Origin of the sequence: Rhodococcus sp. PSBB066 (assembly GCF_017068255.1) — a bacterium.
Classification (GTDB): domain Bacteria; phylum Actinomycetota; class Actinomycetes; order Mycobacteriales; family Mycobacteriaceae; genus Rhodococcus; species Rhodococcus aetherivorans.
Genome location: NZ_CP070859.1, coordinates 3,654,390 through 3,679,562, shown reverse-complemented (window position 1 = coordinate 3,679,562; position 25,173 = coordinate 3,654,390). Strand labels below are relative to the sequence as shown.

General features: G+C 71.2%; 26 protein-coding genes. 6 read left to right on the top strand and 20 right to left on the bottom strand.

Annotation, left to right across the window (positions count from 1 at the left end; genetic code table 11):
- Window positions 1-30 precede the first annotated feature (30 nt).
- On the top strand, window positions 31-735 hold the full coding sequence (locus JYA75_RS16780; protein ID WP_006941309.1) for an NUDIX domain-containing protein: 705 nt from the start codon (window positions 31-33) through the stop codon (window positions 733-735).
- Between the two features lie 83 nt (window positions 736-818).
- Here the strand turns inward: JYA75_RS16780 and JYA75_RS16775 are convergent, their stop codons facing one another.
- The 5 genes from JYA75_RS16775 to bioB form a co-directional block, all read right to left on the bottom strand.
- On the bottom strand, window positions 819-1,142 hold the full coding sequence (locus JYA75_RS16775; protein ID WP_203329206.1) for a hypothetical protein: 324 nt from the start codon (window positions 1,140-1,142) through the stop codon (window positions 819-821).
- A gap of 114 nt (window positions 1,143-1,256) precedes the next feature.
- Window positions 1,257-1,958, bottom strand: a complete 702-nt coding sequence (locus JYA75_RS16770; protein ID WP_006941310.1) for an MspA family porin — start codon at window positions 1,956-1,958, stop codon at window positions 1,257-1,259.
- Between the two features lie 252 nt (window positions 1,959-2,210).
- A complete protein-coding gene (locus JYA75_RS16765) occupies window positions 2,211-3,467 on the bottom strand; it encodes a patatin-like phospholipase family protein (protein ID WP_043798931.1) in 1,257 nt (418 codons plus the stop codon).
- 125 nt (window positions 3,468-3,592) lie between these two features.
- Window positions 3,593-3,787 (bottom strand): hypothetical protein, encoded by a 195-nt coding sequence (locus JYA75_RS16760; RefSeq protein ID WP_006941314.1) that lies wholly within the window; start codon window positions 3,785-3,787, stop codon window positions 3,593-3,595.
- Between the two features lie 9 nt (window positions 3,788-3,796).
- A complete protein-coding gene (gene bioB, locus JYA75_RS16755; RefSeq protein WP_044476206.1) occupies window positions 3,797-4,810 on the bottom strand; it encodes a biotin synthase BioB in 1,014 nt (337 codons plus the stop codon).
- Window positions 4,811-4,942: 132 nt separating this feature from the next.
- Between bioB and JYA75_RS16750 the strand changes: the two genes are divergently transcribed.
- Window positions 4,943-5,605 (top strand): TetR/AcrR family transcriptional regulator C-terminal domain-containing protein, encoded by a 663-nt coding sequence (locus tag JYA75_RS16750; RefSeq protein ID WP_050035347.1) that lies wholly within the window; start codon window positions 4,943-4,945, stop codon window positions 5,603-5,605.
- 80 nt (window positions 5,606-5,685) lie between these two features.
- On the opposite strand, the gene JYA75_RS16745 is transcribed toward JYA75_RS16750, so the two are convergent.
- From JYA75_RS16745 to JYA75_RS16730, 4 genes are read right to left on the bottom strand one after another with little or no spacing between them, the layout of a single operon-like run.
- Window positions 5,686-6,432 (bottom strand): succinate dehydrogenase/fumarate reductase iron-sulfur subunit, encoded by a 747-nt coding sequence (locus JYA75_RS16745; RefSeq protein WP_006946166.1) that lies wholly within the window; start codon window positions 6,430-6,432, stop codon window positions 5,686-5,688.
- 2 nt (window positions 6,433-6,434) lie between these two features.
- Window positions 6,435-8,351: a fumarate reductase/succinate dehydrogenase flavoprotein subunit gene (locus JYA75_RS16740; RefSeq protein WP_006946168.1), complete on the bottom strand. Its 1,917-nt coding sequence runs from the start codon at window positions 8,349-8,351 to the stop codon at window positions 6,435-6,437.
- 58 nt (window positions 8,352-8,409) lie between these two features.
- Window positions 8,410-9,225 carry a hypothetical protein gene (locus JYA75_RS16735; protein ID WP_029544101.1) on the bottom strand — a complete coding sequence of 272 codons (816 nt, stop codon included), beginning with the start codon at window positions 9,223-9,225 and terminating at the stop codon, window positions 8,410-8,412.
- A complete protein-coding gene (locus JYA75_RS16730; RefSeq protein WP_006946170.1) occupies window positions 9,222-9,506 on the bottom strand; it encodes a hypothetical protein in 285 nt (94 codons plus the stop codon). Before JYA75_RS16730 ends, JYA75_RS16735 begins: the two co-directional genes overlap by 4 nt.
- Window positions 9,507-9,774: 268 nt before the next feature.
- On the opposite strand from JYA75_RS16730, the gene JYA75_RS16725 reads away from it, so the two are divergent.
- Window positions 9,775-9,927: a hypothetical protein gene (locus JYA75_RS16725; protein WP_006946171.1), complete on the top strand. Its 153-nt coding sequence runs from the start codon at window positions 9,775-9,777 to the stop codon at window positions 9,925-9,927.
- A gap of 35 nt (window positions 9,928-9,962) precedes the next feature.
- On the top strand, window positions 9,963-10,391 hold the full coding sequence (locus JYA75_RS16720; protein WP_029544103.1) for a hypothetical protein: 429 nt from the start codon (window positions 9,963-9,965) through the stop codon (window positions 10,389-10,391).
- 108 nt (window positions 10,392-10,499) lie between these two features.
- On the opposite strand, the gene JYA75_RS16715 is transcribed toward JYA75_RS16720, so the two are convergent.
- From JYA75_RS16715 to JYA75_RS16690, 6 genes are all read right to left on the bottom strand, one after another.
- Entirely contained in the window at window positions 10,500-10,949 is a 450-nt protein-coding gene (locus tag JYA75_RS16715; protein ID WP_006946173.1) for an ATP-binding protein, read from the bottom strand.
- 175 nt (window positions 10,950-11,124) lie between these two features.
- Window positions 11,125-11,514, bottom strand: a complete 390-nt coding sequence (locus JYA75_RS16710) for an STAS domain-containing protein (RefSeq protein ID WP_006946175.1) — start codon at window positions 11,512-11,514, stop codon at window positions 11,125-11,127.
- A 62-nt stretch (window positions 11,515-11,576) separates the two neighbouring features.
- Window positions 11,577-12,863: a GAF domain-containing SpoIIE family protein phosphatase gene (locus tag JYA75_RS16705; RefSeq protein WP_043798925.1), complete on the bottom strand. Its 1,287-nt coding sequence runs from the start codon at window positions 12,861-12,863 to the stop codon at window positions 11,577-11,579.
- Window positions 12,864-13,108: 245 nt separating this feature from the next.
- Entirely contained in the window at window positions 13,109-13,804 is a 696-nt protein-coding gene (gene bioD / locus JYA75_RS16700) for a dethiobiotin synthase (protein ID WP_043798923.1), read from the bottom strand.
- On the bottom strand, window positions 13,801-14,940 hold the full coding sequence (locus tag JYA75_RS16695) for an 8-amino-7-oxononanoate synthase (protein ID WP_043798921.1): 1,140 nt from the start codon (window positions 14,938-14,940) through the stop codon (window positions 13,801-13,803). Before JYA75_RS16695 ends, bioD begins: the two co-directional genes overlap by 4 nt.
- A gap of 129 nt (window positions 14,941-15,069) precedes the next feature.
- On the bottom strand, window positions 15,070-16,350 hold the full coding sequence (locus JYA75_RS16690) for an adenosylmethionine--8-amino-7-oxononanoate transaminase (RefSeq protein ID WP_029544114.1): 1,281 nt from the start codon (window positions 16,348-16,350) through the stop codon (window positions 15,070-15,072).
- Window positions 16,351-16,453: 103 nt separating this feature from the next.
- Between JYA75_RS16690 and glgX the strand changes: the two genes are divergently transcribed.
- On the top strand, window positions 16,454-18,853 hold the full coding sequence (glgX, locus tag JYA75_RS16685) for a glycogen debranching protein GlgX (RefSeq protein ID WP_050035349.1): 2,400 nt from the start codon (window positions 16,454-16,456) through the stop codon (window positions 18,851-18,853).
- On the top strand, window positions 18,850-21,210 hold the full coding sequence (gene treY, locus JYA75_RS16680; RefSeq protein WP_044475875.1) for a malto-oligosyltrehalose synthase: 2,361 nt from the start codon (window positions 18,850-18,852) through the stop codon (window positions 21,208-21,210). The genes glgX and treY overlap by 4 nt, the downstream gene beginning before the upstream one ends.
- Before the next feature lie 78 nt (window positions 21,211-21,288).
- Here treY and JYA75_RS16675 read toward each other — a convergent pair whose 3' ends face one another.
- The 5 genes from JYA75_RS16675 to JYA75_RS16655 form a co-directional block, all read right to left on the bottom strand.
- Window positions 21,289-21,534, bottom strand: coding sequence for a hypothetical protein (locus JYA75_RS16675; protein WP_155948131.1), 246 nt, complete (start codon window positions 21,532-21,534; stop codon window positions 21,289-21,291).
- Window positions 21,535-22,232: 698 nt separating this feature from the next.
- Window positions 22,233-22,490 (bottom strand): chorismate mutase, encoded by a 258-nt coding sequence (locus JYA75_RS16670; RefSeq protein WP_006935401.1) that lies wholly within the window; start codon window positions 22,488-22,490, stop codon window positions 22,233-22,235.
- 133 nt (window positions 22,491-22,623) lie between these two features.
- The gene (locus tag JYA75_RS16665) at window positions 22,624-23,415 is read right to left on the bottom strand and encodes an ABC transporter permease (protein ID WP_029544126.1); all 792 of its coding nucleotides are present in this window, start codon (window positions 23,413-23,415) and stop codon (window positions 22,624-22,626) included.
- Window positions 23,412-24,197, bottom strand: a complete 786-nt coding sequence (locus JYA75_RS16660; RefSeq protein WP_006935399.1) for an ABC transporter permease — start codon at window positions 24,195-24,197, stop codon at window positions 23,412-23,414. Before JYA75_RS16660 ends, JYA75_RS16665 begins: the two co-directional genes overlap by 4 nt.
- Complete coding sequence (locus tag JYA75_RS16655) at window positions 24,194-25,156, bottom strand: daunorubicin resistance protein DrrA family ABC transporter ATP-binding protein (protein ID WP_006935398.1); 963 nt, start codon at window positions 25,154-25,156, stop codon at window positions 24,194-24,196. The genes JYA75_RS16660 and JYA75_RS16655 overlap by 4 nt, the downstream gene beginning before the upstream one ends.
- Between the last annotated feature and the right edge of the window lie 17 nt (window positions 25,157-25,173).

The window sequence follows — 25,173 nt, the reverse complement described above, 5'->3', positions numbered from 1 at the left end:
TTCGGGGGTTTTCGACTTAGGATCGAAAACATGACACATGGTAGCACCCTTCACGAAGTGCTCATCGTCGTGTTCCAGGTTCGCCGATTTCCGGACACCCAGGGCGGCACGAAGACCGAGCTCGGGGTGCTGTTGTGGCAGCGCGCCCTCGACCCGGAGGCGGGCACCTGGTCGCTGCCCGGCGGCCGCCTCCGCGACGACGAGGACCTCACCACCTCCGCCCGTCGCCAGCTCGCCGAGAAGGTCGACGTGCGCGAGGTGGCGCACCTCGAGCAGCTCTCGGTGTTCTCCGATCCGCACCGGGTGCCGGGACCGCGCACGATCGCCTCGACCTACCTCGGGCTGGTGCCGATCACCTCCGATCCCCACCTGCCCGAGGACACCGCCTGGCATCCCGTGTCGGACCTGCCGGCGATGTCCTTCGACCACGGGGTCATGGTCGAGAACGCACGCACCCGCCTGGCCGCCAAGCTCTCGTACACCAACATCGCCTTCGGGCTGGCCCCCGCCGAGTTCGCCATGTCCACGCTACGTGAGATCTATTGCGCGGCACTCGGATACCAGGTGGATGCCACGAACCTGCAGCGCGTGCTCAAGCGCCGCGACGTCCTGACCCCCACCGGCACCACCGCCCCGCCGGGGCGTGCCGGCGGCCGTCCCCCGGCACTGTTCCGCTTCACCGAGTCGCGCCTGCGCGTCACCGACGAGTTCGCCGCCCTGCGCCCGCCGGGCTGACGGTTGGTGTGGTTCTCTGCTTCGGTATCGGCAACTGCAGGACGGCCCAGCCGAGTGGACGGTGGCGGCGAGCGCGTAGTGAGCTACCTCGAGGAGGTCGGTGCCGGCAAACGCGCCGAATCCGCGGAGCCGCTCGTCGCGGTGGCACAGGGCTGCGGCGAGCCGGCCGAGCCGGTTCGGGGGCTCGGCGAAGAATCGCGGGCGCGCGCCTCGCGTTCACCGAGATGTTCGGCGCCGTCGCCGTCCGTTGGGGGCTCCGGCGGCAGACGGCGGCGTCGGCCGGCAGCGGGTGCCCGCAAGTGGGCCCGCTCGAAGGCCTGAGAGTCGTCCGGGCTGATGCGGACCGCGTCCCCCTCAGGGGCGACATCGAGAATCCGGTAGGTGTCGTCGATCAGCGTCATCGCCACGGCAGTGCACGGTAGAAGCTCGACGTCAACGCTCGGTCACACGCCGATGAGCATCGCCTCCGCCTCCGTCGGTGGTGACCCGCTGGGATCCAGGGCCACCACCGACGGAGTCCGTCAGTTGAGGCGCTGCGGGACGCCGTAGGTGACCACGGTGTCGTTGTTGGCGGTGATCGCGCGGGCGAACGGCCGGACCGTCACCGGCCCGACGGCACCGGAGACCGAGCCGTGCACGCCGGCGATCCGGACGGTGACCGAATCCCCGTCGAACTCGTGATCCTCGACGATGGCGACCTCGGTGATGCCGCCGGGGGCGAGTTCGACCTCGATCTCCTGCTCGGGAATGATCGAGCCGCCGATCGTCGCGCCGGTGCTCGCGTCGAGGCCCAGCGCGAATTCGGGTGCCAGTTCGACGTTGACGCCCACCTCGTTGCCGACCTCCCAGTCCAGGCTGGGGGTGAAGATGTGCACCACCGCACCGGGCACCGCGACCGGGTAGCCGATCTGATATCCGAGGGTGAGCTTGGTGCCGGTGTAGTCGGCGGCACCGGGCCCGGTGATGTTCACGGTGGCGGAACCGTCGTGGAAGAACTCGACACTGAGCGGGGAGCTGTCGAGCGGGAGAACGCCCTGGATGGAGGTGTCGGCCTGCAACACCTCGATCGCGTTGCCGTCCGCGAGGGGCAGCACGCGGGCGTTGTCGACGGCGGCGGTGGCGGCGCCCGGGCCGACGAGCACGCTCAGCGCCACGGCTGCGGTGAGCGCGGTGCCCCGGACGACATTCGGACGGAATCGGTTGCCGGAGAAGCGGTGGACCATCGTGACGACCTCGTTCCTGGAGGGTGGGAAGTGGCGTGACCTCCGACACGCACGCACAGCCTAGAAGCAGCACACGCGATTTCGCCGGACGAACCGGGGCGCGGCGTGTCCTGAACGTGACGCCACCACGGGCGGGCAGGCAGGATCACAGCACTCCGGCAGCGCCTGGTTCACACCGCTGTGGCACCGACCGGCCGCCCATAGATGACAAGTTCCGCGAAAACCTACAGCGAGGTCCGGCACATGCCGGCCTTACGTATACCGGGCGTCGGCCGGGTACCGGGGGAAGCCGTCGCCGGCCGCGCGCCAGTCGGCCAGCCACCGCTCGGTGAGTTCCGTGCCCTCGGCCCGCAACGCCGCCAGGTGCCGCGGACTCCGGTCGAGTTTCGAGGCGTGGTCCAGCGTCCACGCCGAGTCCCGGCTCATCTTGATCGTGCGGACCACGACGGTCTTGCGGTCCGTCAGGGGCGGGGCGTCGTTGCCGTACTTGTCGATCCACCGGTTGACGGTGAGGATGTGGTCGAGTTCCTGGTTCAGCGACAGGTTGCCGGCCAGATCGTTCTCCCGGTCGCGGATCTCCTCGAGACCGACGCGCAACGAGGTCGGCGAGTACTCCTGCGGGTTGATCCGCACCACCCAGATCTCGTCGGGCTTGTCGTCGCAGGTCTCGGTGTCCAGCAGGTCCCGCACCGGCGGGTTCTGCGAATACAGGCCGTCCCAGTAGTAGCCGGTGCGCCGGATGGTGGTGCCTTCGTCCGCAGTGGGGAACTCGAGGTTCTCGATCGGTTGTGCGGGCAGCAGCTCGGGCAGCGTGCCCGACGCCGCCACCCCGTCGAGCGACAGGGCGCGGCGCATCCGCCACCGCGTCGCGCCGTACTGGTCGCGCTCCGGCGGGGGCTTGAGCCCCAGTTCCTCCAGGGTCTTGTCCGAGTCGAAGGTCTCGAAGTTGCCGCTGAGCACCTCGATCGCGCCGGCGATGACCCGGACATTGTTCTGGGCGAGGAGCTTCCAATCGACCGAGTCGAAGTCCGGGCAGAGCGAGGCGAGCAGGCCCTGGAATCCGAGGTACTCCGGGCGGGCACCCACCGATCCCAGGCCGAGCAGCCCGAGGCGGCCCGCCGCGGCGTACGGACTCGATTCGGGGAGGGCCACGCCCGCGGCCTTCCAGCGCAGCAGCACCTGCCCGGCCAGGTTGTGCAGCGTCTCGGCGGGGTTGGTCGCCGCGAACACGGTCCACAGGTGGTCGAGTCGTTCGACGGCCTTGTCGACGGTGCCGCAGTCCGGGTCGGATCCGTTGGGGGCCAGGCCGTACCAGGTCGCAAGCGCGCACAACGCGCCGGCGGACGTGCCGCTGAGCGAGACCAGATCGAAGGAGGTGCCGCCGTCGGCGTCCCATCGCTGCTTGGCCCGCAGGATCGAGGTGAGCGCACCCCAGGTGAAGGCGACGTGCGTACCTCCACCCTGACAGGCGATGGCGATCTTCTTGCGCCGCACGGACTGCACCGACACGTTGATCCTTCCGGAGGGGACGTCGCGCTGATTGTGTCGCATCTCCGGCCGCCTGTCCGCGCGGGCCCCGGGCGCGGCGGTCGCTCCCCGGCCGCACCCGCTACGCGCGGCGGGCGCGGCCACGCTCAGCGACGTTCCGTCAGGCTCGAGTCGAGCGTCCCGTGCCGGGAGCACCGGGCCCACCAGCCGTCGGGGGCGACCTGCACGATCATCCGGCGCCCGCACTGCTCGCAGAACCGGGGCGGCTCGAGACCGAGCCGGGCCGCGGCCGGGACCGGGGCGTTCTCGTCGACGGGCCGGCCGGTGAACGGGTTGAACACGCCGGCCTCCTAGAGGGTCTCGCCGAGCGCCTTGATCGGCATCTTCAGCTCGCCGAGCAGGTCGATGTCGGACTCGGCCGGCCGGCCGAGGGTGGTGAGGTAGTTGCCGACGATGACGGCATTGATGCCGCCGAGGATGCCCTGCTTGGCGCCGAGGTCGCCGAGGGTGATCTCGCGGCCGCCGGCGAAGCGCAGGATCGTGCGCGGCAACGCGAGCCGGAACGCGGCAACGGCCTTGAGCGCCTCCGCCGCCGGCAGGACCTCCAGATCCCCGAACGGGGTGCCCGGGCGCGGGTTGAGGAAGTTCAGCGGCACCTCGTCGGGCTCGAGCGCGGCCAGGTCGGCGGCGAATTCGGCACGCTGTTCGAGGGTCTCCCCCATGCCGAGGATGCCGCCGCAGCACACCTCCATGCCGGCCTCGCGGACCATCCGCAGGGTCTCCCACCGCTCCTCCCAGCTGTGGGTGGTGACGACCTGCGGGAAGAAGGAGCGGGCGGTCTCGAGGTTGTGGTTGTAGCGGTGCACTCCCATCGCGGCGAGCTGGTCGACCTGCTCCTGGGTGAGCATGCCGAGCGAGCAGGCCACCTGGATGTCGACCTCGTTGCGGATCGCTTCGACCCCGGCGGCGACCTGGGCCATGAGCCGCGCGTCGGGCCCCCGGACGGCGGCGACGATGCAGAACTCGGTGGCACCGGTCTTGGCGGTCTGCTTGGCGGCCTCGACGAGGCTGGGGATGTCGAGCCATGCCGAGCGGACCGGGGAGGCGAACAGCCCCGACTGGGAGCAGAAGTGGCAGTCCTCGGGGCAGCCGCCGGTCTTGAGACTGATGATGCCCTCGACCTCGACCTCGGGGCCGCACCAGGTCATGCGGACCTCGTGGGCGAGGCCGAGAAGATCCTCGAGTCGCTCGTCGGGCAGCCGCAGCACCTGGAGGACCTGCTCACGGTCGAGTCCCTCGCCACGCCCCAGCACCTGTTCGCGGGCGAGGGTGAGGATGTCGGCACGGGCGGGGGCCTGGGTCACGGTGGTCTCCTGGAGGGTGCGGGTCACGGCGAACTTGAACACCGTTCACTTGAACGCTGTTCAGGCTAGGGTGGCGGTGGTCTACTGTCAACGCGACGAATGGTCGGGAACCAGGTACGACGGGAGCGAACGGTGCAGTTGCGACGCGGCGACGTCCTCGACGGCGCGATGGCGATCCTCGACGAGTACGGTCTCGGCGACCTGACGATGCGCAAGCTCGCCACGTCGCTCGGCGTCCAGCCCGGGGCCCTGTACTGGCACTTCCCCAACAAGCAGACCCTGCTCGGCGCGATGGCCGACCGCATCCTCGACGGCGTCGACGCCCCGTCCACCTCCCCCGCCTGGGACGGCGCACTCACCGAACTCGCGCACCGCTTCCGCGCCGCACTGCTCGCCCACCGCGACGGCGCGGAACTCGTCGCCGCGACCTACGCGTCGCGCCTGACCACGTCGCGCGTGCGGGAGGCGTTCGTCGCGGCGGGCCTGCGGGCGCGGTTGTCCCGCGCCCACGCCGAACTCGCCGGGTACGCGCTGCTGCACTACGTCCTCGGCCACACCGTCGACGAGCAGTCCCGTCTGCAGCTCGCCGAACTCGGGGCGCTGACCCGCAAGCCCGTCTCCCCCGACGTGTCCACCGAGACCGCGGCCGGCCCGGACGTCGACCTGCTCGACGGGGATCCGTCCGTGCGGTTCGACTTCGGCCTGACCCTGTTCGTCGACGGCATCCGCAGCCGCCTGCGCGAGGGCGATCCCGCTGCGTCGCGGCCGAATGTCACACCGGTGCAACCCACCTGAACGCATGTGACATTCGGCCACCAGGACGGACGGGGGTCGGCCGCGCGGTGGCCTGCTACCGGTGGGCCGAGCGGGTGGGGTCAGCGCCGGAACAGCTTGTTGCCGAGCCAGACGATCGGGTCGTACCGACGGTCGACGACGCGTTCCTTCATCGGGATCAGCGCGTTGTCGGTGATGTGGATGTTCTCCGGGCACACCTCGGTGCAGCACTTGGTGATGTTGCACAGCCCGAGTCCGTGCTCCTCCTGCGCGGCGGTGCGCCGGTCGGCCACGTCGAGCGGGTGCATCTCGAGTTCGGCGATCCGCATCAGGTACCGGGGACCGGCGAACGCCTCCTTGTTCTCCTCGTGGTCGCGCACCACGTGGCAGACGTTCTGGCACAGGAAGCACTCGATGCACTTGCGGAACTCCTGCGACCGCTGCACGTCGATCTGCTGCATCCGGTACTCCCCCGGCGCCAGGTCGGGCGGGGGCGCGAACGCCGGTATCTCCCGGGCCTTCTCGTAGTTGAAGGACACGTCGGTGACCAGATCGCGGACCACCGGGAACGTGCGCAGCGGGGTCACGGTGACCACCTCGTCCTCGGCGAAGACCGACATCCGGGTCATGCACAGCAGCCGCGGACGGCCGTTGATCTCCGCCGAGCAGGACCCGCACTTGCCGGCCTTGCAGTTCCACCGCACCGCCAGGTCGGGAGCCTGGGTCGCCTGCAGCCGGTGGACGATGTCGAGGACGACCTCGCCCTCGTTGACCTCGACGGTGTAGTCACGCAGTTCACCGCCACCGCCGTCGCCGCGCCAGATCTTGAATGCCGCCCGGTACCCCATGGCTACGGCCTCCGTCCCGGATGTTCCGCGAGTTCGTCGTCGGTGTAGTACTTGGCGAGTTCCTCGAAATCGAACAGCGCCAACAGGTCCGGTCGCATGGGCACCTGCTGTTCGGGTGCCACCGTGACATCCGGGATCGACTCGTCACCACCGTCCGTGCGGCACACCAGCAGCGTCCGGCGCCAGTTCGGGTCCATCGACGGATGATCGTCGCGCGTGTGCCCGCCGCGGCTCTCGGTGCGCAGCAACGCCGCCCGGGCCACGCACTCGCTCACGAGCAGCATGTTGCGCAGGTCCAGGGCGAGGTGCCAGCCGGGATTGAACTGCCGATGCCCCTCCACGGCGACGTTCCGGATCCGCGCCCGCAACGCGCCGAGGACGTCGAGGGCACGGGCGATCTCGTCGGCGCGCCGGATGATGCCCACCAGGTCCTGCATGGACTGTTGCAGCCCGGTGTGCAGGGTGTAGGGGTTCTCCGCCGTCGCGGGCTCGGCGGGATCGAACGGGGCCAGCGCCGTGCGCGCCGCGGCCGTGACGTCCGCCTCGGCGACGCGCGGGCGGTGCCCGAGGCCCTGCACGTAGTCGGCGGCGCCGAGGCCGGCGCGCCGGCCGAACACCAACAGATCCGACAGGGAGTTGCCGCCGAGCCGGTTCGACCCGTGCATGCCGCCCGAGCACTCGCCGGCGGCGAACAGTCCGGGCACGGACGCGGCACCGGTCTCCGGATCGACCTCGATGCCGCCCATCACGTAGTGGCAGGTGGGGCCGACCTCCATCGCCTCCGCGGTGATGTCGACGTCGGCGAGCTCCTTGAACTGGTGGTGCATCGACGGCAGCCGCCGGACGATCTCCTCGGCGGGCATGCGCGAGGCGATGTCGAGGAACACCCCGCCGTGCGGGGTGCCGCGACCGGCCTTGACCTCGGAATTGATGGCGCGGGCGACCTCGTCGCGCGGCAACAGGTCCGGGGTGCGGCGGTTGTTCTCCTGGTCGGTATACCAGCGGTCGGCCTCCTCCTCCGTCTCCGCGTACTGGCCTTTGAACACCGGTGGGATGTACGAGAACATGAACCGCTCGTTCTCGGAGTTCTTCAGGACCCCGCCGTCGCCGCGCACCCCCTCGGTGACGAGGATGCCCTTGACGCTCGGCGGCCACACCATCCCGGTGGGGTGGAACTGGACGAACTCCATGTTGATCAGGGCGGCCCCGGCCCGCAGCGCGAGAGCGTGACCGTCGCCGGTGTACTCCCACGAGTTCGACGTCACCTTCCAGGACTTGCCGATCCCGCCAGTGGCCACGACGACGGCGGGCGCCTCGAACAGCACGAACCGGCCGGACTCGCGCCAGTACCCGAACGCACCGGCGATGCGGCCCTCGGCGTCCTTCAGCAGTTCGGTGACGGTGCATTCGGCGAACACCCGCACCCGGGCGTCGTAGTCGCCCGTGGCGGCGTGGTCCTCCTGCTGCAGGGACACGATCTTCTGCTGCATCGTGCGGATCAGCTCGAGGCCGGTGCGGTCACCGACGTGCGCCAGCCGCGGATAGGTGTGACCGCCGAAGTTGCGCTGGCTGATCCGGCCGTCGGGGGTGCGGTCGAACAACGCACCGTAGGTTTCGAGTTCCCACACCCGGTCGGGCGCCTCGCGGGCGTGCAGTTCGGCCATGCGCCAGTTGTTGAGGAACTTGCCTCCTCGCATGGTGTCCTGGAAGTGCACCTGCCACGAGTCGTGCGGGTTGGCGTTGCCCATCGCGGCGGCGCAACCGCCCTCCGCCATGACGGTGTGCGCCTTGCCGAACAGCGACTTGCACACGACCGCGACCCGCAGTCCGCGTTGACGCGCCTCGATGACGGCGCGCAGCCCCGCCCCGCCCGCGCCGATGACCACCACGTCGTAGCTGTGCCGTTCGACGTCCGCCATCCAGTCCTCCTTCGCTGCCGAGTCGGCCCGGGGCCGGCGCCCGGGCCGTCGTCGTGGCTCAGCCGACGAACCGCAGGTCCGAGATGGTGCCGCTCGCCACGAGCATGATGTAGAAATCCGTGATCATCAGGGTGCCCAGCGTGGTCCACGCCAGTTGCATGTGCCGGGTGTTGAGCCGGGAAACCGCCGTCCAGATCCGGTAACGCAGCGGGTGTTTCGAGAAGTGCTTGAGCCGGCCGCCGGTGACGTGCCGGCACGAGTGGCACGAGACGGTGTACGCCCACAGGAGCAGCACGTTCCCCACCAGGATGAGGTTGCCGAGGCCGAAGCCGAACCCGCCGCCGGAACCGTGGAACGCGACGATCGCGTCATAGGTGTTGATCGCCGAGATGACGAGCGCAACGTAGAAGAAGTAGCGGTGCGAGTTCTGGATCAGCAGCGGCAGCCGCGTCTCCCCCGTGTACCGGGCGTGCGGCTCGGCGACGGCGCAGGCCGGCGGCGCCAGCCAGATCGAGCGATAGTAGGCCTTGCGGTAGTAGTAGCACGTCAGCCGGAATCCGAGCAGGAACGGCAGCGACAGGAACGCCAGGGGGATCCACATGGGCAGCTCGCCCACCCACGTCCCGAAGTGCCGGGCGCCGGGCACGCACGACGCGCTGACGCACGGCGAGTAGAACGGCGTGAGGTAGTGGTACTCCTCCACCCAGTACGCGGTGCGCACGAAGGACCGAATCGTCGCGTAGACGACGAAGACGGCCAGCCCGAGCGTGGTGAGCACGGGCGGTTGCCACCACCGGTCGGTGCGTAGCGTGCGCGCCGCGATCCGGGCCCGCGTCGAGGACCGGACGCCGGCGCCTGCCGCGGGGGCGCTCACCGCGAGCCGTGCAGGCCGCCGAGCCCCTCGTCGTCACAGTCGACGCCGCGGAAGATCTCGTCGTACGGGGTGTCGGGGATCGGAATCCGCTCGCCGGCCGGCCGGGACGTCTCGCGCGGCGGCGAGGCCGCCAGATCCTGCGCGTCGATGTCGAGCCGGTCCACGTCGTTGATCAGGCGGCGCACCGCAGCGGCGTCGCCGTACCTCGACCGGAGCGAGGTCAGGCAGTGCCGAAGGTGACCGATGGTGCGGTGCAGTTCCTGCATTTCGGTGGTGGACATTCGTACCTCCGAGAGGGCGGTCGGCACGTCGACACCTGCCGACTCGATGTGACAGCTATCACAGTACGACATTCGCGCGGCAACACATGCGAATCCGGCGATCGGCGCGTAAACGCCCCGCCGGGCGGCCTATCCGCCCCGGATCCGGACATTTCAGTCCAGGAAATGTGAAATCTCTGCTACAGGTTTCGAAAATCCCGCATCCGGGAAAGCTTTGGTGCCAGTGTGAAAACAGCTCGCGCTGAAGAGAGTAAGGACCGAAACCGTCATGCAGACCACCTTGTTCGCCTCCGCCGCTTCCCGTCGCGCCACGGCCTCGGCCGGCTCGGCCATGAGTACCGAGGAGATCAAGCGCCGCATCGAGGCGATGTTCGCCGAACCACGCACCGACGAGCGGTCGGCGAGCACCGGGCGCGCATGAGGTCGACGACGTCGATGTGGAAAGCAGGGGATCAGATGAGTTCAGGATCGATCGAAGGGGTACCGGCCGGCGAACTGCTGATCGTCGGTGACTGCTCCCGGGTGCTCGACGGCGCCCGCGGTGCCGAGCTGCGGACGTGGGCGCGTCACCACGGACTCGGTTTCACCGACACCTTCGCCCCGGGCCGGGTGGTGTGCGCGATCGTCACCGAGGAGGTGCTCGACGGCGCCTGCTCTCCCGCCGAGGCGATGACGATGCAGTCCGTGCGCGCCGCCGGCATCCCCTGCGTCTGCGTGCACGACGCCCCCGAACGGATCCTCGAGGCACTCGTCGAACACGACCTGCTCGGCGACACCGTGACCCGGTCCCGCGGGGACGTCACGGTGCCCGCCGGGACCGTGTGCACCTCGGTGTTCGCCCTGAACGGTGACGCCGGGGCCCGCCGGGACCCGCAACCGGCCTGACTCCGTCCACGAAATCGACTCCGGCCCCGGCGCGTCGTGCGCCGGGGCCGGAGTCGTTCGGTCGACCAGCCGTCGGGCGAGCAGGAGACGCCGCCCCGGCGGCCCGGATCAACCCGAGAAGGCCGAGGCCTCCTGCGGCAGGTGCCAGCGCATCGCCACCACGGTGCCGTCGGAATTGACGGCCAGGTCGGTGTCCGCGGCCAGGTTCCGGATCAGCGTCAGGCCGTGCCCGCGCGAGCTCCCGGCGGTCGGCACGGCCGATTCCCGCCAGTGCCCGCGATCGGTGACGACGATCTCGACGCACCGGTCCTGAGGCGAGTACTTCGCCTCGAGGTCGACCGTGCCGTCACCGTCGGCGTAAGCGTGCTCCACCGCGTTCGCGAGCGCCTCGTAACTGGCCAGCAGCACATCCTGGCCACCGACCTCGGCGAGCCGCAGGCCGCTGAGCCACCGATCGAGAGCCTGCCGCAGCATCGTCACCTGCGAGGCCTCGGCGCGTACGCCGCGGTAGTACAGTCCGGTCGTCAGAAAGGCTGGTGCTACGCCTCGCGTCTGCATCCTCGTTCCCTCGTCGTCGACAGGTCCCCGACCGGTTCGTGTCCGGCGTGCCAGGTCTCCGCCCGGCGCATGCCTCCCTGCCGCCCTTGTCGGCTCATGCCTCCCTGCCGCCCTTGTCGGCTCATGCCTCCCTGCCGCCCTTGTCGGCTCATGCCTCCCTGCCGCCCTTGTCGGCTCATGCCTCCGTGCCGGCCTTGTCGGCCTGCAGGGCGGCCAGCGCCTCGTCGAGGCGGCTGTGGATCGGGAACACCTCGTCGAGCCCGAGCAGCGACAGGGGCCGCGCGGTGGCCGAGCCCTGCGCGACGACGGCGTAGGGGATCGTGCCGGCGGTCTTCTTCGACAGGTCCACCAGCACGGCGATGCCCACCGAGGCAAGGAAGTTGACGGCACCCAGGTCCACGATCAGACCCCGGCACTTGTCGTTACCCAGGGTGGCGACGGCTTCCTCCTCGAGCTGCGGGGCGCTGACCAGATCCACGTCACCGGCCACCGACAGCACCGCGATGTCGCCGCTCCACGTCTGGGATACGGCCATGATCGGCTGTTCGGAAGTCGCTTCGTTCATCTGTCCATCATGCAAGACTCTGTCCTCCTGTGCGATAGCGGGTCCGATCCGGGGATCGGAAGTCAACGGGGTACACCCACGGCGAGCAGGGCGATGTCGTCCTGCGCCCGCAGGCTGGGAATCAATTCGGAAAGCTCGGCGACGAGGCTGATCGGGGTGGCGTCCGGCACTCGCGCGGAGAGGAATGCGACGACGTTCTCCTCCCCGAAGATCTCCCGCCCGTCGGGGCGGGCCTCGGTGAGTCCGTCGGTGTAGAGCAGCAGCGTCTCCCCCGGCTCGAGGTCGACGGTGCACGCTCCGAAGCGGGCCTCGGACAGCGCGCCCACCAGCATGCCGCGCACGCCGACCGCAGCGCAGACCGCCCCCGAGCGCCGCAGCAGCAGGGCGGGCGGATGCCCGCCGGTGGCGAGGGTCACCCGGGCGCCCTCGCGACCCTCGAGGTTCGGTTCGATGATCCCGAGCATCACGGTGCAGAACCGGTGCTGCTGCGGGTCGAGCAGCAGGACGGTGTTGAGTTCGGCCAGCGCCAGCCGCGGGTCGGAGAATCGCACGGCGGCCGCCCGCAGCGTGTACCTGATCAGCGAGGTGACCGAGGCCGCGACGGGCCCGTGCCCCTCGACATCCCCGAGGAAGAACGCCCACCGGTCGTCACCGAGGTGGAACACGTCGTAGAAGTCGCCGCCGACCTGCTGGGAGGACGCCGCATGGTAGTGGCACGCGAGCTCTATGCCCTCGATGGCCGGCAGCGACGGCGGCAGCAGGGTCCGCTGCAGGGTCGTGGCGAGTTCGGCGAGCACGTGCCGGTCGCGCTCGGCCTGCAGCCGCAGGTCCCGTTCGGCCCGGACGGTGGCCAGCGCCGACAACCGCAGCTCCAGCTGATCCATCACCACCGACGCGAGGTCCTCGAGGACGGACAGGTCCGCGGCGGAGACCTCCCGGGGCCGGGTGTCGAGGACGTTGACCGTGCCGAGCCGGTAGCCGTCCGCGGTGGTGATGGGGGCGGCGGCGTAGAACCGCACCCCCAGCTCGCCCTGGACGAGGGGATTCTGCGCGGTCCGCGGGTCGGTCCGGGCATCGGCCACCACATAGGGACGGTCGCAGAGAATCGCGGAGGCGCACAGGCCCGGGTCGCGGTCGATCTGCCGCACCCCCTCGAGGCCGTGGGCGGCCTTGAACCAGATGCGGTCCTCGTCGACGATCGTCACCGTGGCGATCGGGGTGCCGAACCAGGACGCAGCCAGTCGGGCGATCCGGTCGAACGTGCCGTCGGCCGGGGTGTCGAGAATGTTGTAGCGGGAAACGGCCCGCATGCGGGCAGTCTCCCACTGCTGGTGATCGAGCACCGTCATCGCCTGCGCTGTCTCCTACACCGACTTCCGGTCCTGCCTCGGTCGGTGAAACGCAGCAGTCGACACCCAACGCGACGAGCACTGCGTAGCACTGACGTAGGGACGCGTAGTCGGAACGCGTACCTCACAGGCACTACGGCTGGTGTCTCAACCGCATCGGACACCCTACCCGAACTCGCCGTCTTCGCACATTCGTTCACCTGCAGGAAACGTGCCGGGGCGCCGACCGGGGGCCGCGACGGGCGTCAGGATCGCATCGGCAGCCCGGTCCGGTCGGCCGGCAGCCAGCGTGCGGCCTGCTCGCCGAAGGCCACGGCGTCGAGGGCGCCACTGTCCGCCGGGATACGCCCGAGGACGGGCACGCCGGTCACCTCGGGCAGGTCCTGCAGATTGCACCGCTCGGCCAGACCGGGCTGCTCCGGCCACGCGCCGATCACCAGGCCCGCGCACTCGACGCCGCCGGCCTGCAGCGCGGCGACGGTCAGCGCGCTGTGGTTCAGGGTGCCCAGGGCGGGGGCCGCCACCACGACGGTGGGGGCGCTCAGCGCGGCGGCGACGTCGAGGAGGGTGAACCCGTCCGCACCCAGCCGGACGAGCAGCCCGCCGGCCCCCTCGACGAGCACCAGGTCGTACGCGTCCGCGAGTGCCCGCACGGCGGTGACGACGTCGGGCAGGTGCAGCGGCGACCGCCCGCTGCGCCGCGCCGCGGTGTCCGGTGCGAGCGGCTCCGGGTAGCGGGCCAGTTCGACGGTGTGGACCCGGTGCCCGGTGAGCCGGGCGATCTCGGCGAGGTCGCCGGGTGCGTCGTCGGCGACGCCGGTCTGCGCCGGTTTGCACACGGCGACCCGCAGGCCCGCCGCGGCGGCCACGGCGGCGTAGGCCGCCGTGACGACGGTCTTGCCCACCTCGGTGGAGGTGCCGGTCACACACAGGACGGTCATGCCCGCACCCCGGCCAGCACGTCGGTGAGGACGCTTTCGATGCGGGCGAGCTCGTCGGCGCCGAGATTCGCGCGCGCGGTCAGCCGCAGCCGGGACGTGCCCTCGGGGACGGACGGCGGCCGGAAGCAGCCGACGTGGACGCCCCGGCTGCGGCACGCCTGGGCGGCGTCGAACGCGACCTGCGGGTCACCGAGGATCACCGACACCACCGCCGACGTGGGGGCGGCGACGCCGGTGATCCGGGCCAGGTCGGCGGCCCGTTCGAGCACGGCGGTGGCCCGTTGCGGCTCGTCGCGCAGCACGCGCAGCGCACCGCGGGCGGCGCCGACGGCCGCGGGCGCGAGACCGGTGTCGAAGATGAAGGTGCGGGCGGCGTCGATCAGGTGGGCCCGCACGCGGGTGTCGGCGAGGACCACGCCGCCCTGCGAGGCCAGGGACTTCGACAGCGTGGCGGTGACCACGACGTCGGGTTCGCCGGCGAGACCCGCCTCGTGGACGAGTCCGCGGCCCCCCTCACCGCGGACTCCGACCCCGTGGGCCTCGTCGACGAGCAGCAGTGCGCCGTGCGCGCGGCACGCCGCATGCAGTTCCGGCAGCGGCGCGAGGTCTCCGTCGGCGCTGAACACGGAGTCGGTGAGCACGAGGGCGCGCCGCTCGGTGCGGGTGGCGAGGGCCGTCCGCACGAAGTCGACGTCGGCGTGCGGGGCGACCTGCACCCGCGCGCGGGTCAGCCGGCATGCGTCGACCAGGGACGCGTGGCAGCCCGCGTCGGAGACCACGAGGGTGTCGCGGTCGGCGAGGGCGGTGACGGCGCCGAGGTTGGCGGCGTAGCCGCTGGCGAATACGAGGCCGGACTCGGCGCCGGTGAACTCGGCGAGTTCACGCTCGAGCAGTTCGTGCTCGCTGGTGGTGCCCGTGACGAGGCGGGATCCGGTGGCGCCGCCGCCCCACCGGCGCAGCGCGGCGGTCGCGGCGGCGAGGACCTCGGGGTGCCGGACGAGCCCGAGGTAGTCGTTGGAGGCGAGGTCGACGGTGCCCGGTGCCGGGGTGCGCGGATGCAGGGTGCGGCGCAGGCCCGCCGCGCGACGGGCGTCGGCGACGTCGTCGAGCCACTGGAGGCTGGCGAAGGCGGTCATGTCGGCAGACCATACCTGAACACTGTTCAAGTGACGCTTCGGGCGGCCGATTCCTCCCCGTGCGGTGGCTGCCGGCGGTGACCGCCGCCCCGCGAGTTCCCCGCTCGTGACCCGGCGTGCCGGGCCGGATCAGGCCCGGGCCGCTGCGCACATCCCCGCGGCGATCCTCTGCACGTCGTCGGCGCTGCAGACGTAGGGCGGCATCGCGTAGATCAGGTTGCGGAACGGGCGCAGCCACACTCCGGCCGCGACGGCGGCCGCCGTCGCGGCGCCCATGTCCACCGGCCGGTCCAGTTCGAGCACGCCGATGCCGCCGAGCACCCGCGCGTCCACCACGCCCGGCAGCTCCCGCGCCGGCGCCAGGCCCGCCTCGAGGCCGGCGGTCAGCGCGGCCACTTCGCCGCGCCAATCCCGTGACAGCAGCAACTCCACGGCAGCGACGGCAACCGCGCACGCGAGCGGATTGCCCATGAACGTCGGGCCGTGCATGATGCCGCCGCCCTCGCCCGCGCTGACCACTTCGGCGACGGCCGATGTGCACAGCACCGCGGCCAGGGTCAGATAGCCACCGGTCAACGCCTTGCCGACGCACATGACGTCCGGCGCGACGGCCGCGTGGTCGGCGGCGAACAGCTCCCCGGTACGGCCGAACCCGGTGGCGATCTCGTCGAAGATCAGCAGCAGCCCGTGTGCGTCGCACATCCGGCGCAGCTCGTTCAGATAGCGGGGGTCGTGGAAGCGCATCCCGCCCGCCCCCTGGACCACCGGCTCGACGATCACGGCGGCCAGCTCGTCCGTATGGGCTTCGAGCAGCGCTTCGAACTCGGCGACGTACGCCGGATCGAACTCGCGGGGCGGCGCCGGGGCGAACACCTGCCGCTGCAGCACGCCGGTCCACATCGAGTGCATGCCGCCCTCGGGGTCGCACACGCTCATCGGCGCGAACGTGTCGCCGTGGTAGCCGCCGCGCCACGTCATGAGCCGGTGACGTCCCGGCCTGCCGGCCGCGCGCTGATACTGCAATGCGAGTTTGACCGCGACCTCCACCGACACCGACCCGGAATCGGCGAGGAAGACCTTGTCCAGACCGTCGGGGGTGATCTCCACGAGCAGCTCCGCGAGCCGCGCGGCCGGCTCATGGGTGAGGCCCCCGAACATGACGTGGCTCATCCGGCCCAGCTGCTGCGTGACCGCCGCGTCGAGGACCGGGTGGCGGTATCCGTGCACGGCGGCCCACCACGAGCTCATGCCGTCGACGAGTTCCCGGCCGTCGGCCAGCCGCAGCCGGGTCCCGTGCGCCTCGTCGACCACGAGCGGCGCGGTCGATGCAGGGACGGCTCCGTAGGGGTGCCACAGGTGCGCCGCGTCGAGCGCGGCGACCCGGTCGGGACTCAGACGACGAACGGTCACGAGGATCGACTGTAGGCGTCCCCGCCCCGGGGCCGATCGTCGCCTGTGCCGGGGAGGATCGCTCGCCCCGTACGCGACCGTCGATCCGGTTAGGGTTGCGGTCATGGAACCCACCGAGCCGAGCACGTCCACGGAGGCCCTCCCGGCCGACATCCCGGTGTGGCCGGGGAGCGCATATCCGCTCGGCGCGACCTACGACGGGGCGGGCACGAACTTCGCCCTCTTCTCCGAGGTCGCCGAGAAGGTCGAACTGTGCCTGATCGCCAAGGACGGCACCGAGACCCGCGTGCCGATCGAGGAGGTCGACGGCAACGTCTGGCACGTCTACCTGCCCACGGTGACCCCCGGCCAGCGCTACGGCTACCGGGTGCACGGCCCCTACGACCCGGCGCAGGGTCTGCGCTGCGATCCGAGCAAGCTGCTGCTCGACCCCTACGGCAAGGCCTACGACGGCGCGTTCGACGGCGATGCGTCCCTGTTCTCGTACGCGATGGTCGGGGCCGAGGACGCACCGTCCGAACCGGAGCATTCGGCAGGAGCCGAGGAGGCACAGTCGGCACCGGAGCCGGCGGCCCGGGCCGCGGAGGACGCCGGCGCCGAGGCCGCCGGGGACACGACCGCCGACGAGGCGGACGACTCGGACGGGACCGGGTCCGGCGAGACCGAGGGCGACGGGACCGGGGACGACGGGACCGGGGACGACACGGCGGCCGAGTCCGCCCCCGAGCCCGCCGCACCGGCGAATCCCGATTTCCCGCAGCTCGATTCGCTCGGGCACACGATGACGACCGTGGTGATCAACCCGTTCTTCGACTGGGCCTCCGACCGGCACCCGCGCCGGCCCTACTACGAGACCGTCATCTACGAAGCCCACGTGAAGGGCATGACCGCGACCCATCCCGGCGTGCCGGAGCAGCTGCGCGGCACCTACGCCGGACTGGCGCACCCGGTGATCATCGACCATCTGCAGAGCCTCGGGGTCACCGCGATCGAACTGATGCCCGTGCACCAGTTCATGCACGATCAGGTCCTGCTGGACCGTGGGCTGCGGAACTACTGGGGCTACAACACCTTCGGCTTCCTGGCCCCGCACCTGGACTACTCGTCGGCGAGCAACCCGAGCGGCGTCGTCGCCGAGTTCAAGGCGATGGTGCGCGCCTACCACGAGGCAGGCATCGAGGTGATCCTCGACGTGGTCTACAACCACACCGCGGAGGGCAACCACCTGGGACCGACCATCTCGTTCCGCGGCATCGACAACGCCGCCTACTACCGGCTGGTCGACGACGACAAGTCCTACTACATGGACTACACCGGCACCGGCAACAGCCTCAACGCCCGCCACCCGCACACCCTGCAGCTGATCATGGATTCGCTGCGCTACTGGGTGACCGAGATGCACGTCGACGGCTTCCGCTTCGACCTGGCCTCCACCCTGGCCCGCGAACTGCACGACGTGGACCGGCTGTCCGCGTTCTTCGACCTGGTGCAGCAGGATCCGATCGTCTCGCAGGTCAAGCTGATCGCCGAACCGTGGGACGTCGGCGAGGGCGGCTACCAGGTGGGGAACTTCCCCGGCCTGTGGACCGAGTGGAACGGCAAGTACCGCGACACGGTCCGCGACTACTGGCGCGGTGAACCGGCCACTCTCGGCGAGTTCGCCTCCCGGCTCACCGGCTCGTCGGACCTGTACGAGGCCACCGGCCGCCGCCCGAGCGCCTCGATCAACTTCGTCACCGCGCACGACGGCTTCACCCTCGCCGACCTCGTCTCCTACAACGAGAAGCACAACGACGCCAACGGCGAGAACAACATGGACGGCGAGTCGCACAACCGGTCGTGGAACTGCGGCGCCGAGGGCCCCACCGACGACCCGGAGGTGCTGGCCCTGCGGCAGCGGCAGAGCCGCAACATCCTGGCGACGCTGATGCTCTCCCAGGGCACCCCGATGATCGCGCACGGCGACGAGTTCGGGCGCACGCAGCAGGGCAACAACAACGTCTACTGCCAGGACAACGAGCTGTCCTGGATGGACTGGTCGCTCGCGGAGACGAACGCGGACCTGCTGGACTTCACCCGCAACGTGATCGCCCTGCGCCGGTCGCACCCGGTGTTCCGGCGGCGGCGGTTCTTCGAGGGCCGGCCGATCCGCAGCGGCGAGCAGTCCCGCGACATCGCCTGGCGCACCCCGGCGGGCGAGGAGATGACCCCGGAGGACTGGGACAGCGGGTTCGGCAAGTCGCTGTCGGTGTTCCTCAACGGCGAGGGCATCCACGAGCCGAACCAGCGCGGCGAACGCGTCGTCGACGATTCGTTCCTGCTGTGCTTCAACGCCCACGACGAGCCGATCGACTTCGTCACCCCCGACGGTCCGCACGCACAGGAATGGTCGGTGGCGCTGGACACGGACGTGCCGGACGGACTGCGCGAACAGGTCGTGACCGCCGGGGGGTCGGTGCGGGTGCAGGCCCGTTCGCTGCTGGTGCTGCGGAGGACCGCATGAGCCCGCGCCCGGTGTCGTCGACGTATCGGCTGCAGCTCACCGGCGACGGGACGACCTTCGCGGACGCGATCGCGCTCGTGGACTACCTCGAGGCGCTCGGGGTCTCACACGTGTACCTGTCCCCCGTGCTCAGCGCCGCGGCCGGATCGACCCACGGCTACGACGTGGTGGACCCGACCACGGTGTCGGCGGCGCTCGGCGGCCGCGCGGGCCTCGAGGCCCTCGCCCGCGAGGTCCGCTCCCGCGGGATGGGTCTGCTGATCGACATCGTGCCCAACCACGTCGGTGTCGGCGATCCCTGCGAGAACCCGTGGTGGTGGGACGTGCTGCGGCACGGCCGCGACTCGCGGTACGCGACCTACTTCGACGTCGACTGGGCCGCGGACAACGGCACCGACGGCCGGATCGCCCTGCCCGTGCTGGGTTCGGCGGCCGACGTCGAGGAGCTGACCGTCGACCGCACCGGCGACGAGCCGACGCTGGCCTACTACGAGCGGCGCTTCCCCGTCGCCCCGGGCACCGACGCCGGGACCGGAGCGGAAGTACATGCGCGGCAGGCGTATCGGCTGGTGCCGTGGGACAGCGGCCTGATCGGGTACCGCCGGTTCTTCACCGTCGACGACCTCGCCGCGGTGCGGGTGGAGGATCCCGCGGTGTTCGACGCGGTGCATGCCCAGGTGGCGTCGTGGATGGACGACGACCTCACCGACGGCGTCCGCGTGGACCATCCCGACGGCCTGGCCGACCCGACCGGCTACCTGCGGCGGCTGCGCGGGCTCGTCGGCCCGGACCGGTGGCTGGTGATCGAGAAGATTCTCGGCGACGGCGAACCGCTCGACCCGACCCTGCCCGTCGACGGCACCACGGGCTACGACGCGCTCGGCGAGGTCGGTGCGGTGTTCCTCGATCCGCGGGGCGAGAAGGACCTGAACGCGCTGTCACTCGACCGCACCGGCACCCCCGGCGACGCGGAGTGGCTGCACGCGCAGGAGAAGCAGATCAAGCGCGCGGTGCTGCAGACGGGGCTGGCGCCGGAGGTGCGCCGGCTGGTGCGGGCCGTGCGGCGAGATGCCGCCGATGCGACCTGCCCGGACGAGCGGCTGCGCGACGCCGTGATCGCGGTGGCGGCGGAACTGCCCGTGTACCGGTCGGACTATGCGTCGCTGGGCGGGATGCTGCCCCGCATCCTGGGTGACCGCGCCCGCGCCGACGTCGCGCTCGAACCCGCCCTCGAGGTGCTGGCCCGGGCCCTGGCCCGCGGCGGAGAGGCGGCGGCCCGGTTCGGCCAGGTGTGCGGCGCCGCGACGGCGAAGGCCGTCGAGGACTGCCTGTTCTACCGGGCGGCGCGGCTGGTGTCGCTGCAGGAAGTCGGTGGCCACCCGGGACGGTTCGGGTTGCCCGTCGCCGAGTTCCACCTGGCGTGGGCGGAGCGGGCGCGGCGGTGGCCGCGGGCGATGACGTCGCTGTCGACGCACGACACCAAGCGAGGCGAGGACGTCCGCGCCCGCATCGGGGTGCTCTCCCAGGTGCCGCAGCTGTGGGCGGCGTGCCTGTCCGAATGGGAATCCGTCGCCCCGCCGCCGGACGCCGCCACCGGGCTGTTCCTGTGGCAGAACCTGTTCGGCGCGTGGCCGCGCGACGGCGTGGTGACCGGGGAACTGCGGTCGCGGCTGCGCGAGTACGCCCGTAAGGCGTTGCGGGAGAACGGCTTGCGCACCACCTGGACCGAGGTGGACGAGGAGTTCGAGGGCGCGGTGGCGGCCTGGCTCGACGCAGTGTGCGACGGGCCGGTCGGCGCGTCACTGACCGAGTTCGTCTCGTCCCTGACCCCTCATTTCTCCGCGGATTCGCTCGGGCAGAAGCTGCTGCAGCTGCTCGGACCCGGCATCCCCGACGTGTACCAGGGCACCGAACTGTGGGAGGACTCGCTCGTCGACCCGGACAACCGGCGGCCCGTGGACTTCGCCACCAGACGCCGGCTGCTCGCACAGGACGCACCGCCGGCCGTGGACGACGCCGGCACCGCGAAGCTCGCCGTGGTGCGGAGGGCGCTGCGCCTGCGCCGCGAGCGGCCGGCGAGCTTCGTCGGCGGGGCCTACGTTCCGCTGTCCGCGTCGGGGCCGGCCGCCGGTCACCTGATCGGGTTCGGGCGGGGCCCGGCGGCCGAGGAGGTCGACGTGGTGGCGCTCGCGTCGCGGCACACTGTCACGCTGGAGGAAACCGGGTGGGGCGACACGACGCTCGACCTGCCGCCGGGACTCTGGGTCGATCGGCTCACCGGGCGGCGGCTGTCGGGAACGGTGTCGCCGGCGGAGGTGTTCGCGGATCTTCCCGTTGCGGCGCTGGCCCGCGATTAGGAATTCTCCTCCTGGGGGTGGACGGCCCTCGGCCGGCGACGCCGGCCGAGGGACCCGGCGACCGGACGAGCCGGCGGTTCAGCCCACACCGGTCGGCGGTGGCCCCGTGGGGGTCTCGAGGCCTTTGCGCCCTTGCGCGAGGAGGACGCGCGTCACCTTCCGCAACAGCCATCCCTTGATCCCGGGAAGACTCGCGGCGATCTGCTCTTCGATGGCCAGCTTGTCGTAGTACGAGCGGAGCCGGTGGATCCGGGCCGACCCATCGAACTCGTAGACCGTGACCACCGGAGCTCGATATGCGATCCCCCGGTACGTCTGGGTCATCCGACCTGGGGTTACCCCAGGGTCGTGTGGCGGGAGGGGTCCCCCCTTCGGCGTGGCGTGGCCCGGACCGAGCGGTGCTTGTCACCGGTCGGGGCTACCGCCGAGGTACTGCGCGACAGGGGCGCTACAGCGTTGGTAGAGGAGCTGACGGAGGACGTCGTGGCAGTGTCGGCCTCGCTCTCCGGCAGGGGCAGGAGGTAACCGATGAGTACCACGGGAGATCGTCGGTCTGCCCGGAAAGCGAAAGCCCGTGCCGATCGCGCGTTGTGCCCGGTCGCGGTATCAGCCACCTTGGGGCTTCGGGTCGCTGATGTGGCGGAGGCGATGCGCGCCCACGCCGTCGCGAGGCCACTCGACGTCGCGACCGCCGGGCGCCGGCTCCGCGGCGCGGAGCCCATGCCGGACCGGGTCTGTCAGCTGCTCGCCCGCAAGGCCGTACGAGCAGCTCGGCGGTGCGCCGGCAACGGAGCCGGGCGTTTCGAGGAGGAGCATGCGAACCTGCTCCGGTCCGAGCGGGTGCACCGGCTCCTCGAATCCGGCAGGCGCCGACGCTTCGACGAGCCGGCGATGATCACGGTGCGGGACGTCGCCTTCCGGGCGGCGAGACCTTGCGCGCGGCGCGACGGCGGGCGATCTCTCGGACGGCGAGCGGGCGGCTCTGCGGATTGTGGGTGTGGACCCGGGACTGCCCCGCACCGCTAACGCAGGCGCAGCAGGACCAGGGCCAGGGCCGTGCCGTCCTCGCCGAGCTCCGCGGCGTATCGGCGGATCACGCTCATGTCGTGGGCGTGGGTGACGCGGGGCGCGCCCGTCCCGACCCGGAGCTGCCCGATCCGTCGTTCGAGCGCGATGCGGCGCCGCACCACGGCGAGGAGCTCGGCGTCGAGGCCGTCGATGTCGGCGCGCAGACGGGGCAGTTCGGAGTCGGTGGTGCCTGGTTCGGCAACGGCGGTCATGATGCCTCCCTTCGGGATTCGGTGTGTTCGCTGCATCGATACTCCCGCGCGGGCGCGGCGGGTAACAGCCACCCCAGGTGGCGGATTCGCCACCCCGACGGGGTCACTGTCACCGACGCGCCGTCGGATCCGGTCACAGTGCCCGCCGGTAACCGCGGATCACCGGCACGGCGCACACCGCGAGCAGGGCGACCGACCAGGCCACGGTGCGCAACAGCGGCCCCTGGACGGCGCCACCGAGGGCGAGCGCCTGCATCGTCTCGACGGCACTCGTCATGGGCTGGTTGCGGATCACCGGCGCAAGCACCTCCGGGTACGCACCGATCGGCACGAACCCCGGGTTGAAGAACAGCATCAGCGTGCACAGAAGCGAGATCGATTCGATGACAACGGTTTTCGCGGCCATGAGCGCGGCCGCGGTGACCAGCGCGGCGAACGCCACCCCGAACAGCACCGGCACCGCCAGGAAGCCGATCGCGGCGAGCGGGCCCCGCTGGAAGCGGAAGCCGAGGACGAAGCCGGCGGCGACGATGACGACGGTGGTCACGGCGATGCGCACCGCCTCGGCGAGGAACCGCGACGCCAGCGCCGACGCCCGGTGGACGGGCAGCACCCACAGCCGCGCGGGCAGCCCGGCCGCGCATTCGCGGCCGAGCGTGACGGCGCCGGCCAGCGAGCCGAGCAGGGCGCTCATCACGACGACCATCGGCACCGTCCCATACAGGGCGTCGTGCCCGGCGAACGCCGAGACCTGCCGGCCGAGCACCGCCTCGAGCATGAGCAGCAGCAGCACCGGGTAGGCGAGGCTCTGCAGCATCGTCATCGGATCCCGGCGCCACCGGGTGAGCAGGCGCCCCGCCTGCAGCCAGGTGTGCCTGACGAGAGCGGGTACCGAGTTCTCGGGTGCGGTCACGGTGGTGCTCATCGCTGTCTCCGATTCGTGCGGGCCGCCAGGGGGACCACGACCAGAAGGATCCCGCCGAGCCACAGCAGCGTCGGCGTCAGCGCGGTGGCGGTGGCGGTGCCGTCGGCGAGACCGCGCAGGCTCGACGCGAACTGTGAGACGGGCTGGTTGCGGACGAACGGCTGGATCCAGGCCGGAAACTGGTCGATCGGGACGAAGCCGCAGGAGAGCATCCCGAGCACGAGCTGCGGCAGCATCAGTGCCTGGGTCGTGGCTTCCGGGCTGCGGAACAGGGTGCCGATCACGTCGGCGCCGAGCGTGAGGACCATCCCGACGGTCAGCGCGAGTGCGCAGAACCCGACGGCTGCGGCGGTTCCGGCGAACCGGAACCCGATCACGTGCCCGCAGCCGATCGCCGCCGAGAGCGACAGCGCGCACTTGACGGCGCTCGCGGACAGGCGCGCGGCGAGCGGCACGGCCGCCGCGATCGGCATCGTCGCGAAGCGGCGGTCGATGCCGTGCACCGCGTCGGTCGCGGCCAGGAAGGCGGCGGAGATCGCGGTGAAGGACACAGCCTGCAACGCGATCAGCGGCATCAGGAACTGCCCGTAATCGACGGTTCCGCCGGTGAACAGGGCGATCACGCGTTGCAGCGGCACGTAGAACCCGACGGTGAACACGAGCGGCGCGACGAGCGCGGTGACGAGTTCGCCGCCGCGGATCGCCGGGATCAGGGTGCGTACGGACAGCACCCACCACTGGTAGAGCGGCGAGGGAACCGGTGCGACGGTCGTCGTGGTCATGCCACCACCTCGAATCGCGGCCGGGCGGCGGTGAGGGCGAGGAAGACCTCGTCCAGCGACGGTCGCCGCAGCGCGATGTCGGAGACGGCGACGCCGTGGGCGGCGACGGCGGTGGCGACCTGCGCCAAGGTGCCGGCGCCGTGCGGCGCGGGGATCGTGACACGGTCGGCGGCGACCTCGATCGCCGCGGCCGGCGCGAACCGGCCGAGCACGTGCGCCACGGCCGGCACGTCGGCCACCCGCACCGGGACGACCTCGCAGAAGGTGGCGCCGACGCGCTGCTTCAGCTGGGCGGGGGTGCCCTCGGCGACGACGGTGCCCCGGTCGATGACGACGATCCGGTCGGCGAGCAGGTCGGCCTCCTCGAGGTACTGCGTGGTGAGCAGCGTGGTGACGCCCTGGGATTTGAATCCGGCGATCAGGTCCCAGACCCGTTGGCGGCTGCGCGGATCGAGCCCGGTGGTCGGCTCGTCGAGGAACACCACCTGGGGCGGGACGACGAGCCCGCAGGCGATGTCGATGCGGCGGCGCATGCCGCCGGAGTACTTGCCGACCCGCCGGTCGGCGGCGTCCTCGAGGTCGAATTCGGCGAGCAGTTCCCGCGCCCGGGCGCGGGCCGCGCGGCGCCGCAGCCCGAGCAGCCGGGCGAACAGGACCAGGTTCTCGAAGCCGGTGAGCATGTCGTCGAGGGCGGCGTACTGGCCGGTGAGCATCACCGCGCGGCGCACCCCGGCCGCGTCGGCGACGACGTCGTGGCCGGCGACGACGGCGCGACCGGAATCCGGCCGCAGCAGGGTGGACAGGATGTTCACGGTGGTGGTCTTGCCGGCGCCGTTGGGGCCGAGGACGCCGAGGACCTCGCCGGCCTCGGCGGTGAAGCTCACGCCGCACAGGGCCGGGACCGGCCCGAAGCTCTTGGTGACGGCGTCGACGAGGACGGCTGGGGTCGAGGGGGACATGGTGCTCCGTTCGGAAG

Excerpts from the sequence above, each read along its gene's own strand:
- JYA75_RS16740 (WP_006946168.1), bottom strand. The coding sequence starts at position 8,351 with ATGGCGGACGTCGAACGGCACAGCTACGACGTGGTGGTCATCGGCGCG.
- JYA75_RS16720 (WP_029544103.1), top strand. The coding sequence starts at position 9,963 with ATGAGTTCAGGATCGATCGAAGGGGTACCGGCCGGCGAACTGCTGATC.
- JYA75_RS16745 (WP_006946166.1), bottom strand. The coding sequence starts at position 6,432 with ATGGGGTACCGGGCGGCATTCAAGATCTGGCGCGGCGACGGCGGTGGC.
- JYA75_RS16675 (WP_155948131.1), bottom strand. The coding sequence starts at position 21,534 with ATGACCCAGACGTACCGGGGGATCGCATATCGAGCTCCGGTGGTCACG.
- JYA75_RS16660 (WP_006935399.1), bottom strand. The coding sequence starts at position 24,197 with ATGACCACGACGACCGTCGCACCGGTTCCCTCGCCGCTCTACCAGTGG.
- JYA75_RS16730 (WP_006946170.1), bottom strand. The coding sequence starts at position 9,506 with ATGTCCACCACCGAAATGCAGGAACTGCACCGCACCATCGGTCACCTT.
- JYA75_RS16770 (WP_006941310.1), bottom strand. The coding sequence starts at position 1,958 with ATGGTCCACCGCTTCTCCGGCAACCGATTCCGTCCGAATGTCGTCCGG.
- glgX (WP_050035349.1), top strand. The coding sequence starts at position 16,454 with ATGGAACCCACCGAGCCGAGCACGTCCACGGAGGCCCTCCCGGCCGAC.
- JYA75_RS16715 (WP_006946173.1), bottom strand. The coding sequence starts at position 10,949 with ATGCAGACGCGAGGCGTAGCACCAGCCTTTCTGACGACCGGACTGTAC.
- treY (WP_044475875.1), top strand. The coding sequence starts at position 18,850 with ATGAGCCCGCGCCCGGTGTCGTCGACGTATCGGCTGCAGCTCACCGGC.
- JYA75_RS16725 (WP_006946171.1), top strand. The coding sequence starts at position 9,775 with ATGCAGACCACCTTGTTCGCCTCCGCCGCTTCCCGTCGCGCCACGGCC.
- JYA75_RS16710 (WP_006946175.1), bottom strand. The coding sequence starts at position 11,514 with ATGAACGAAGCGACTTCCGAACAGCCGATCATGGCCGTATCCCAGACG.
- bioD (WP_043798923.1), bottom strand. The coding sequence starts at position 13,804 with ATGACCGTCCTGTGTGTGACCGGCACCTCCACCGAGGTGGGCAAGACC.
- JYA75_RS16655 (WP_006935398.1), bottom strand. The coding sequence starts at position 25,156 with ATGTCCCCCTCGACCCCAGCCGTCCTCGTCGACGCCGTCACCAAGAGC.
- JYA75_RS16780 (WP_006941309.1), top strand. The coding sequence starts at position 31 with ATGACACATGGTAGCACCCTTCACGAAGTGCTCATCGTCGTGTTCCAG.
- JYA75_RS16665 (WP_029544126.1), bottom strand. The coding sequence starts at position 23,415 with ATGAGCACCACCGTGACCGCACCCGAGAACTCGGTACCCGCTCTCGTC.
- JYA75_RS16670 (WP_006935401.1), bottom strand. The coding sequence starts at position 22,490 with ATGACCGCCGTTGCCGAACCAGGCACCACCGACTCCGAACTGCCCCGT.
- JYA75_RS16695 (WP_043798921.1), bottom strand. The coding sequence starts at position 14,940 with ATGACCGCCTTCGCCAGCCTCCAGTGGCTCGACGACGTCGCCGACGCC.
- JYA75_RS16705 (WP_043798925.1), bottom strand. The coding sequence starts at position 12,863 with ATGACGGTGCTCGATCACCAGCAGTGGGAGACTGCCCGCATGCGGGCC.